We start from the raw sequence: 8,950 nt of genomic DNA on the forward strand, positions 1-8,950 counted from the left end.
AGCAGGTAGACCGAGCAGACCTGGCTGCCCATGGCCTCTTTGACGCGCAACACAATAATCCCCAACGCCGCCTTGAGATCCTTGGCGGAGTTAACTTCCTGGACGATCTTGCGCAGCGTATTGAGCATGGCTCGGGGTCGAACTCCGTCGTCAGTCGCGCGCCAAAAGGCGCGGGGCAAGCTCTTTTAGGGCGCGTCGATACACCTCGCGCTTGAATGTCACCACCTGGCCCAGCGGATACCAATAACTGACCCAGCGCCAGCCATCGAACTCCGGTTTACCGGTCAAATCCATCCGCACCCGCTGCTCGTTAGAGATCAGGCGCAGGAGAAACCATTTCTGCTTCTGGCCGATACACAGCGGTTGGCTGTGCGTCCTGACCAGACGTTGCGGCAAACGATAGCGCAACCAGCCCCGGGTGCAGGCGAGTATTTCAACATCTTCGCGCTCCAGGCCCACTTCTTCGTTCAGCTCGCGGTACAAGGCGTCTTCCGGCGTCTCCTGGGGGTTGATTCCACCTTGAGGAAACTGCCAGGCATCCTGATTGATTCGGCGAGCCCATAGCACCTGGCCGGCATCATTCGTGAGAATGATCCCGACATTAGGACGGAAACCATCGGGGTCGATCACGGCAACAACCTCGCAAACGCATGTCGCCGCATTGTTCCACAAAGGTTGTGAAGGCAGCAACGCGCCGGCCTACCTTATGTGCACTCTTGTGAAAAGTCCGTATTCTGGACGCCTTTCTACAGACTTTTCAGCGAGTAACTGCAATGCGGCTGGCTTTATTCGACTTGGACAACACGCTGCTGGGCGGCGACAGCGACCACGCCTGGGGCGATTACCTGTGTGAACGTGGCTTCCTCGACCCGGTGGCCTATAAGGCACGCAACGACGAGTTCTATCAGGATTACCTGGCAGGCAAGCTCGATAACGACGCCTACCTGAACTTCTGCCTGGAGATTCTCGGCCGCACGGAAATGGACGTGCTTGCCATCTGGCACAACGACTACATGCGCGACTGTATTGAGCCCCTGATGTTGCCCAAGGCCATCGAACTGCTGGCCAAGCACCGGGCCGCCGGCGACAAGCTAGTGATCATTACCGCCACCAACCGCTTCGTCACCGGCCCCATCGCCGAGCGCCTGGGCGTCGACACCCTGATCGCCACCGAATGCGAAATGCAGGACGGCCGCTACACCGGGCGCAGCACTGACGTGCCGTGCTTCCGTGAAGGCAAGGTGACGCGCTTGAATCGTTGGCTGGAGGAGACCGGGTTTTCACTGGAGGACAGCTACTTCTATAGCGACTCGATGAACGACTTGCCGCTTCTGGAGCAGGTGGCGAATCCGGTGGCGGTTGATCCCGATCCGAATCTGCGGGCCGAAGCCGAGAAGCGTGGTTGGCCGGTATTCAGTCTGCGCGACTGATGACGCCATCGCTGGCAAGCCAGCTCCCACAAGGATCTTCAGCGGACACAGACTCTGTGAACACCGGAGAACCCTGTGGGAGCTGGCTTGCCAGCGATTGGGGCAACTCGGTCTCAAGCCCTAAACAGGTTTGGCACCCATCAACCCGGCAATGGCAACAAAACAGACAAAACTGAACAACGCCAAGGCAAAGGTAAATCTGCCAACGCCACCCGGCGTCTTGCGCAATTTGTTCAGCCGCACCAGCAGCCAGAACCACGCCAGCGCCGCCACGGTGTACAGCACGCTGGAAGCCAGCAGCCAGGTCTGCCCCAGCGGCCACCCCACCAGATGCACCATCCACCAGCCGGTAAACGGCATGCTCAGCAAGGCCAGCCCCATCAACAGCCATACAAACACCCGTGGCCGTTGCAGGGTGCGGCTGCCCGCCGTTGCGTCGCCGTTACGCCGCGCGCGCCAGACCCAGATTCCCAAGCCCAGCGCACACACCAACAACACCACCGTCGCCACCATGTGCGCCGCTTTCAGGGTTGTTAAGGTTTCCATGGTTCGATTTCCTTATGCCTTGCCCATCAGCGTAGCCCTTCAGCCAAGAAACAGCTGATAGGCCGGGTTGTCGCTTTCATCCCAATACGGGTAACCGATTTCTTCCAGCGCCGCCGGCACCAGATGACGCTCGTCATGGGGTACTTGCAGCCCGGCGACCACACGGCCATCCGCCGCGCCATGATTGCGGTAATGGAACATCGAAATATTCCAGCGCCCGCCGAGCTTGCTGAGGAAGTTGAACAACGCCCCCGGACGCTCCGGGAACTCGAAGCGCAGGATCACTTCATCAACCACATGGGCCGCGCGACCGCCGACCATGTGGCGAATGTGCAGTTTGGCCAGTTCGTTGTCGGTCAGGTCGACGACCGGGAAGCCCTGTTCGCCCAGGCTGGCGATCAACGCGCTGCGCGGGTCGGTTTCCGGATGGGTTTGCACGCCAACGAAAATGTGCGCTTCGCTGCCGGTGTTGTAGCGGTAGTTGAATTCGGTGATCTGGCGTTTGCCGATGGCTTCGCAAAACGCCTTGAAGCTGCCCGGCTGCTCGGGAATGGTCACGGCGATGATCGCTTCACGGCCTTCGCCCAACTCGGCGCGCTCGGCGACATGACGCAAGCGATCGAAGTTGACGTTGGCACCGGAGTCGATGGCCACGAAGGTCTGCCCGGTAACGCCACGCTGCTCGACGTATTTCTTGATCCCCGCCACGCCCAAGGCGCCGGCAGGTTCGGTGATCGAGCGGGTATCGTCGTAGATATCCTTGATCGCTGCGCAAATTTCGTCGGTGCTGACGGTGATGACTTCGTCGACATAGTCTTTGCAGATATCAAAGGTGTACTGCCCGATCTGCCCCACCGCCACGCCGTCAGCGAAGATGCCCACGGTTGGCAACACAACACGCTCACCCGCCGCCATGGCGGCTTGCAGGCAGTTGGAGTCATCCGGCTCGACACCGATGACCTTGATGTCCGGACGCAGATACTTCACGTATGCCGCGATGCCGGCAATAAGCCCCCCGCCACCGACCGGGACAAAAATCGCATCCAGCGGTGCCGGGTGCTGACGCAAAATCTCCATGGCCACCGTGCCCTGCCCGGCAATGGTGTGGGGATCGTCATAGGGGTGAATGTAGACGTAGCCTTTTTCGTCGACCAGTTTCAACGAGTAGGCCAGGGCTTCCGGGAACGAATCCCCGTGCAGCACCACTTTGCCACCGCGCGAGCGCACGCCTTCGACTTTGATCTCGGGTGTGGTCTTGGGCATGACGATGGTGGCTTTCACGCCCAATACCTTGGCCGCCAGCGCCAGGCCTTGCGCATGGTTGCCCGCCGAAGCGGTGACCACGCCGCGCGCGCGCTCTTCAGCGCTCAGTTGGGTCAGCTTGTTATAGGCGCCGCGAATCTTGAACGAGTACACCGGCTGCAAGTCTTCACGCTTGAGCCAAATATCGTTGCCCAACCGCTCGGTGAGCTGACGAGCATTCTGCAAGGGGGTTTCTACGGCAACGTCATAAACGCGCGAGTTGAGGATCTTTTTGACGTACTGTTCAAGCATCGCAAACTCACTGAGCGGGGTTGGGCAGGACCAAGGAGTCTAACCCGGCTTTTGTCCGTACGACCACCCGTTGTAGGAGCGAGCTTGCTCGCGAAAAACCCGAAGACGCCGTGGGGTATCTGTATTTACGCGTCATCGTTTACGACCTTCGCGAGCAAGCTCGCTCCTACAGTGACCGGGGGTGACCTGCCAATCGGGCAATGACCTTCCCCGCCTCGAAGCCTATAATGCCGGCCTTTCGTTCCCTCTTCGGCACCTCGGAGCCCGCATGACCCAGGATCAACTCAAACAGGCAGTGGCTCAGGCCGCCGTCGACTTCATCCTTCCGAAACTCGATGACAAGAGCATCGTCGGTGTCGGCACCGGCTCCACCGCCAACTGCTTCATCGATGCCCTGGCCAAGCACAAGGGCGCGTTCGATGGCGCGGTCGCCAGCTCCGAGGCCACTGCTGCCCGCCTCAAGGGCCATGGCATTCCAGTGTATGAACTCAACACAGTGAGTGACCTGGAGTTCTACGTTGACGGCGCCGATGAAAGCGACGAACACCTGAACCTGATCAAAGGCGGCGGCGCAGCCCTGACCCGCGAGAAGATTGTCGCGGCCGTGGCCAAGACCTTCATCTGCATCGCCGACGCCAGCAAACTGGTACCGGTGCTCGGCGCGTTTCCGCTGCCGGTCGAAGTGATCCCGATGGCCCGCAGCCACGTGGCGCGCCAACTGGTCAAGCTGGGCGGCGACCCGGTTTACCGCGAAGGCGTTGTGACCGACAACGGCAACATCATCCTCGATGTGTACAACATGCAGATCACCAACCCGGTGGAGCTGGAAACACAGATCAATGCGATTGTCGGCGTGGTCACCAATGGCTTGTTCGCGGCACGTCCGGCGGACTTGTTGCTGCTGGGCACCAGCGAGGGCGTGAAGACCCTGCGCGCTGAGTAATCGCCTCTTCGGGCAAATGAAATACCTGTGGGAGCTAGCCTGCTAGCGATGGCGGTCTGTCAGTTGATATTGAAGGCGACTGATGCACCGCTATCGCTAGCAGGCTAGCTCCCACAATGGTTTTTGTGGTGCTGGTTAGGGTTGTGGCGGTTTCTTGAAGACGTAAAACAGATTCGGCTCGCTCACCAGATACATCGTTCCCTCGTCATCCATGGCAATCCCTTCAGCTTGCGGTACGGACTTTTGCAGCCCCTGGCGCCCCTTGCTCAATGACAGGGTGCTCAACGGTCGACCGTCCACATCCAGTTCCAGAATCAGCCGTGACTCATCGGACAGCGCCATCAAGTGGCCGCTGCGCTCGTCGTATTGCAGGCTCGAAAGGTCACGCACGAACATACCGGCATCGCGCTTGGGATTGTTGAACACGTGTACGGCGTAGGACTTTTCCGGGTTGAAATGCGGAAATCCGTGCACCTCATAGATCAGCATCGGGTCGCGTTCCTTGGCGACAAACAATCGCTTGCCCACCGAGTCGTAGGCCAACCCCTCAAATCCATTGTTCCCGCTCATGTGCACACCGAGCGTTAATTGCTCCGCGTTGGCGGCGTCGAGGAAGGTGGTGTCATGTTCCAGATGGATCTTGATCAACCGCAGCTTACGCTCGTCAGTGATGACGTAGGTGTCGTCGGTGATGAATTCGACGGCTTCAGGATCGCCAAACCCGATCAACGCAATGCGTCGCAGAATTTTGCCGTCGAGGGACAGCTCGATCAGTTCGGGATCTTTATTGGTAACGGTGAACAGGCTTTTGCGCACCGGATCGTAGGTCAAGGCTGACACATCATCATCGAGCCCCACGATGACCTGCGCTTCCACGACCACCTGATATCGGTCCAAACCAATAGACTGGCTGCTCATCGGCTGCCAGAGCGTGTGCATGTTGAACCAGGCGCGCTCAAACAGGCGCAGGTATTGGCCGATCGCGATCAACGCGACCAATACAATCGCCGTAAGGATGAGAATCAGGGGCTTGGGGCGGGCAAATCGACGCATTGGGCACGGGCTCGGGTTCAGATCAGGCGGATGAAATACCACGCCTGACTGAATTAAAGCTTAATGGTCATAAATTGAAATAAACACGCTTGTGTAGGAGCTGCCGAAGGCTGCGATCTTTTGATGTTGATCTTAAAAAAAGATCAACAGATCGCAGCCTGCGGTAGCTCCTACAGGGGTTATTTCTGTTTTTCGAAGCGGTAAAACAGGTTCGGCTCGCTGACGATGTACAGCGTTCCCGCTTCGTCCATGGTCACGCCTTCGGCGCGGGGAATGGTCTTTTTCAGGCCATTGAAACCGCGTAGCAGCGTCATGAAGCTGACCTGTTCGCCCTTCTCGTCCAACTCCAGCAATAGGTGCGAGTCAGCAGACAACACCAGGGTATGACGGGTACGCGGGTCGATGGCCAGCGCCGAGAGATTGCGGACATCCAGCTCGTCATTGGCCAATGCCTGCTTGTCGCCGATCAGTTTCTGACCGTCACTCTTCCAGGTAAACAGCGCCGGAGGACGCTCTAGACCCAGCAACAGCTGCTGGTTGCGCGAATCCCAGGCAATCGCCTCGAAGGCTTTGTTCTGATTTTTCGACGGACCGAGGTCGTACTTCGGGAAATCGGCGATGTTCAGTTCGCGGGTGGCAGCATCGACCTTGACGATCGTAATCAGATGGGCGCGCTCATCAGCAATGGCGAGTAAGCCGTTGCCCATCACCGTCACCCCTTCCGGATTGCTCCAGCCCACCAGCGGCATTTTGCGAAGCACATCGCCCTGCAGCGTCAACTCGACCAGGAACGGCTTTTTTCCCATGACCGAAAACAGGGTTTTGCTTTGAGGATCGTAAGCCAGGTCCGAGGCCTCGTCGTCTTCCATGCCCGGCAGCGGCTTGGCGTCGATCACCGCATGGTAGTCCGGCAGCCAGATACTTTCCTGCTTCCTGGCGGTGCTTTCAAAACGCTCCTGCACCCAAAGCAGGCCACGATCATCCCAATGCATGGCAAACGCCAGGCCATAGGCAGCGGCGACCACCAGCAATAGCCATGTATACCAACGCAAGGCAAAGCGCGAGCGACGGGCAGATTTGAGCGTAGGCAGCGGTTGGGTGGACATTGGGGTATTCATCCAGGAATTAAGGTCGGTGCAGTTGCCGAAAATCAGGAATTATCCGCAGAGGATGTGAAAAAAACGGCAAAGATCAAAAGATCGCAGCCTGCAGTGCAGGGGTGAGCCAGCGCCTACATCGATCACTGTAGGAGCTGCCGCAGGCTGCGATCTTTTGCTTTTCCAGTCTAGCGAACGCTGCTGGTGAAGCTGCTGGCGCCTGGCAGTTCCAGCACCAGTTCATCGCCGACATTCAGCGGACCGACACCCACCGGCGTGCCGGTCAGGATCACGTCACCTGCCTGCAGCGAGAAGCAGCCGGCCATGTGCTGGATCATCGGCACGATCGGGTTGAGCATTGCACTGCTGTTGCCATCCTGGCGAACTTCGCCGTTGATGGTCAGGCGAATACCGATGTCGGTCAGGTCGGCGAAGGTGCTGCCGGACACAAACGGAGCAATCACCGCCGCGCCGTCGAAGGACTTGGCGATTTCCCAAGGCAGGCCCTTGGATTTCAATTCGGCCTGCTTGTCACGCAAGGTCAAGTCCAGGGCCGGAGCGAAACCGGAAATGGCATCGAGCACTTCTTCGCGGCTCGGCTTGGTCGACAATGGCTTGCCGATCAATACCGCAATCTCCGCTTCGTAATGCACCGAGCCACGCTCGGTCGGAATGCTGAAACCACCTTCCAGCGGCACCACGCAACTGCCCGGTTTGATGAACAACAGCGGCTCGGTCGGCACCGGGTTGTCCAGTTCCTTGGCGTGTTCTGCGTAGTTACGGCCGATGCACACCACTTTCCCCAGCGGGAAATGAATGCGCGTTCCGTCGACATACTGGTGCTGATAGCTCATTGACCGACTCCTGGTTCGTTGCTCTTAAATTCAAAACTCAAACAGCGAAAATCTTGCCCGGGTTCATGATGCCGTTCGGGTCGAACACGGCCTTGACGGCTTTCATGTACTCGATCTCAACCGGCGAGCGGCTGTAGGTCAGGTAATCACGCTTGGTCATGCCCACGCCGTGCTCGGCGGAGATCGAGCCGTTGTACTTCTCGACGGTTTCGAACACCCACTTGTTGACGGTGGCGCACTTGGCGAAGAACTCGTCCTTGCTCAGGTTGTCCGGCTTGAGGATGTTCAAGTGCAGGTTGCCGTCGCCGATGTGGCCGAACCAGACGATTTCGAAATCCGGGTAGTGTTCGCCGACGATCGCGTCGATTTCCTTCAGAAACGCCGGTACTTTCGAGACAGTGACCGAAATATCGTTCTTGTACGGCGTCCAGTGGGAAATGGTCTCGGAGATGTACTCGCGCAGTTTCCACAGGTTCTGCAACTGGGTTTCGCTCTGGCTCATCACACCGTCCAGGACCCAGCCCTGCTCCACGCAGTGCTCGAAGGTTTCCAGGGCGTGGTTGGCCACTTCCTCGGTGGTCGCTTCGAATTCCAGCAGCGCGTAGAACGGGCAATCGGATTCGAACGGCGCCGGCACGTCACCGCGCGCCATGACTTTGGCCAGGGCTTTGTCGGAGAAGAACTCGAAGGCTGTCAGGTCGAGTTTGCTTTGGAAGGCGTGCAGCACCGGCATGATCGAGTCGAAATCGGCGGTGCCGAGGACCATCGCGGTGAGGTTTTTTGGCGCGCGATCCAGACGCATGGTCGCCTCAACCACAAAACCCAAGGTGCCTTCGGCGCCAATGAACAACTGTCGCATGTCGTAGCCGGTGGCGTTCTTGATCAGGTCGCGGTTCAGTTCCAGCACGTCACCCTTGCCGGTGACCACTTTCATGCCAGCAACCCAGTTACGGGTCATGCCGTAGCGAATGACCTTGATCCCGCCGGCATTGGTGCCGATATTGCCGCCAATCTGGCTCGAACCTGCCGAAGCGAAGTCCACCGGGTAGTACAGGCCTTTTTCTTCGGCCACGTTCTGCAATTGCTCGGTGACCACACCCGGCTGACAAATGGCGGTGCGGTCGGTCAGGTTAACGTCGAGGATCTGGTTCATGTAATCGAACGAGACAACAACTTCGCCATTGGAAGCCACTGCGGCGGCGGAAAGCCCGGTACGACCACCTGACGGTACCAGCGCCACCTTGTGTTTATTGGCCCACAGGACAATGGCCTGGACCTGCTCAGTGGTCTTTGGGAACACGATGGCGGTCGGGGCCGGGGCGAAATGCTTGGTCCAATCCTTACCGTAAGCATTCAGGGAGTCGGCATCGGTCAGCACCTTGCCAGGCTCAACCAGGGTCTTCAGCTCTTCAATCAGGGCAGGATTGGTCATCGACAGAACTCTCGAACAATTCATGGTCATCCTGAGAACGC

Annotated in this window: 10 protein-coding genes; 2 read left to right on the top strand and 8 right to left on the bottom strand. The window is 58.5% G+C overall.

Annotated elements, in window-relative coordinates; all coding sequences use genetic code 11:
- Together ACRESJ_RS07235 and ACRESJ_RS07240 are read right to left on the bottom strand one after the other, a co-directional pair.
- Positions 1-128: hypothetical protein (locus tag ACRESJ_RS07235; RefSeq protein WP_431757304.1), on the bottom strand; the 128-nt coding region annotated here is incomplete at its 3' end.
- Between the two features lie 22 nt (positions 129-150).
- A complete protein-coding gene (locus ACRESJ_RS07240) occupies positions 151-630 on the bottom strand; it encodes an RNA pyrophosphohydrolase (RefSeq protein ID WP_007897732.1) in 480 nt (159 codons plus the stop codon).
- A gap of 143 nt (positions 631-773) precedes the next feature.
- Between ACRESJ_RS07240 and ACRESJ_RS07245 the strand changes: the two genes are divergently transcribed.
- The gene (locus ACRESJ_RS07245) at positions 774-1,430 is read left to right on the top strand and encodes an HAD family hydrolase (RefSeq protein WP_431757298.1); all 657 of its coding nucleotides are present in this window, start codon (positions 774-776) and stop codon (positions 1,428-1,430) included.
- A 120-nt stretch (positions 1,431-1,550) separates the two neighbouring features.
- Here the strand turns inward: ACRESJ_RS07245 and ACRESJ_RS07250 are convergent, their stop codons facing one another.
- Positions 1,551-1,976: a DUF2269 domain-containing protein gene (locus ACRESJ_RS07250; RefSeq protein WP_431757299.1), complete on the bottom strand. Its 426-nt coding sequence runs from the start codon at positions 1,974-1,976 to the stop codon at positions 1,551-1,553.
- A 39-nt stretch (positions 1,977-2,015) separates the two neighbouring features.
- Positions 2,016-3,530, bottom strand: coding sequence for a threonine ammonia-lyase, biosynthetic (gene ilvA / locus ACRESJ_RS07255; protein WP_431757300.1), 1,515 nt, complete (start codon positions 3,528-3,530; stop codon positions 2,016-2,018).
- A 268-nt stretch (positions 3,531-3,798) separates the two neighbouring features.
- Between ilvA and rpiA the strand changes: the two genes are divergently transcribed.
- Positions 3,799-4,473, top strand: coding sequence for a ribose-5-phosphate isomerase RpiA (rpiA, locus tag ACRESJ_RS07260; RefSeq protein WP_431757301.1), 675 nt, complete (start codon positions 3,799-3,801; stop codon positions 4,471-4,473).
- Positions 4,474-4,608: 135 nt separating this feature from the next.
- Here the strand turns inward: rpiA and ACRESJ_RS07265 are convergent, their stop codons facing one another.
- The 4 genes from ACRESJ_RS07265 to ACRESJ_RS07280 all read right to left on the bottom strand — a co-directional run bounded on the left by ACRESJ_RS07265 (position 4,609) and on the right by ACRESJ_RS07280 (position 8,909).
- The gene (locus ACRESJ_RS07265) at positions 4,609-5,526 is read right to left on the bottom strand and encodes an SdiA-regulated domain-containing protein (protein ID WP_431757302.1); all 918 of its coding nucleotides are present in this window, start codon (positions 5,524-5,526) and stop codon (positions 4,609-4,611) included.
- Positions 5,527-5,705: 179 nt separating this feature from the next.
- On the bottom strand, positions 5,706-6,632 hold the full coding sequence (locus ACRESJ_RS07270; protein ID WP_431757303.1) for an SdiA-regulated domain-containing protein: 927 nt from the start codon (positions 6,630-6,632) through the stop codon (positions 5,706-5,708).
- A 179-nt stretch (positions 6,633-6,811) separates the two neighbouring features.
- Positions 6,812-7,477, bottom strand: coding sequence for a fumarylacetoacetate hydrolase family protein (locus ACRESJ_RS07275; protein ID WP_149416311.1), 666 nt, complete (start codon positions 7,475-7,477; stop codon positions 6,812-6,814).
- Between the two features lie 37 nt (positions 7,478-7,514).
- The gene (locus ACRESJ_RS07280; RefSeq protein ID WP_431757305.1) at positions 7,515-8,909 is read right to left on the bottom strand and encodes an FAD-binding oxidoreductase; all 1,395 of its coding nucleotides are present in this window, start codon (positions 8,907-8,909) and stop codon (positions 7,515-7,517) included.
- Positions 8,910-8,950: the final 41 nt, after the last annotated feature.

Origin of the sequence: Pseudomonas sp. (assembly GCF_050739655.1) — a bacterium.
Taxonomy (GTDB): Bacteria; Pseudomonadota; Gammaproteobacteria; order Pseudomonadales; family Pseudomonadaceae; genus Aquipseudomonas.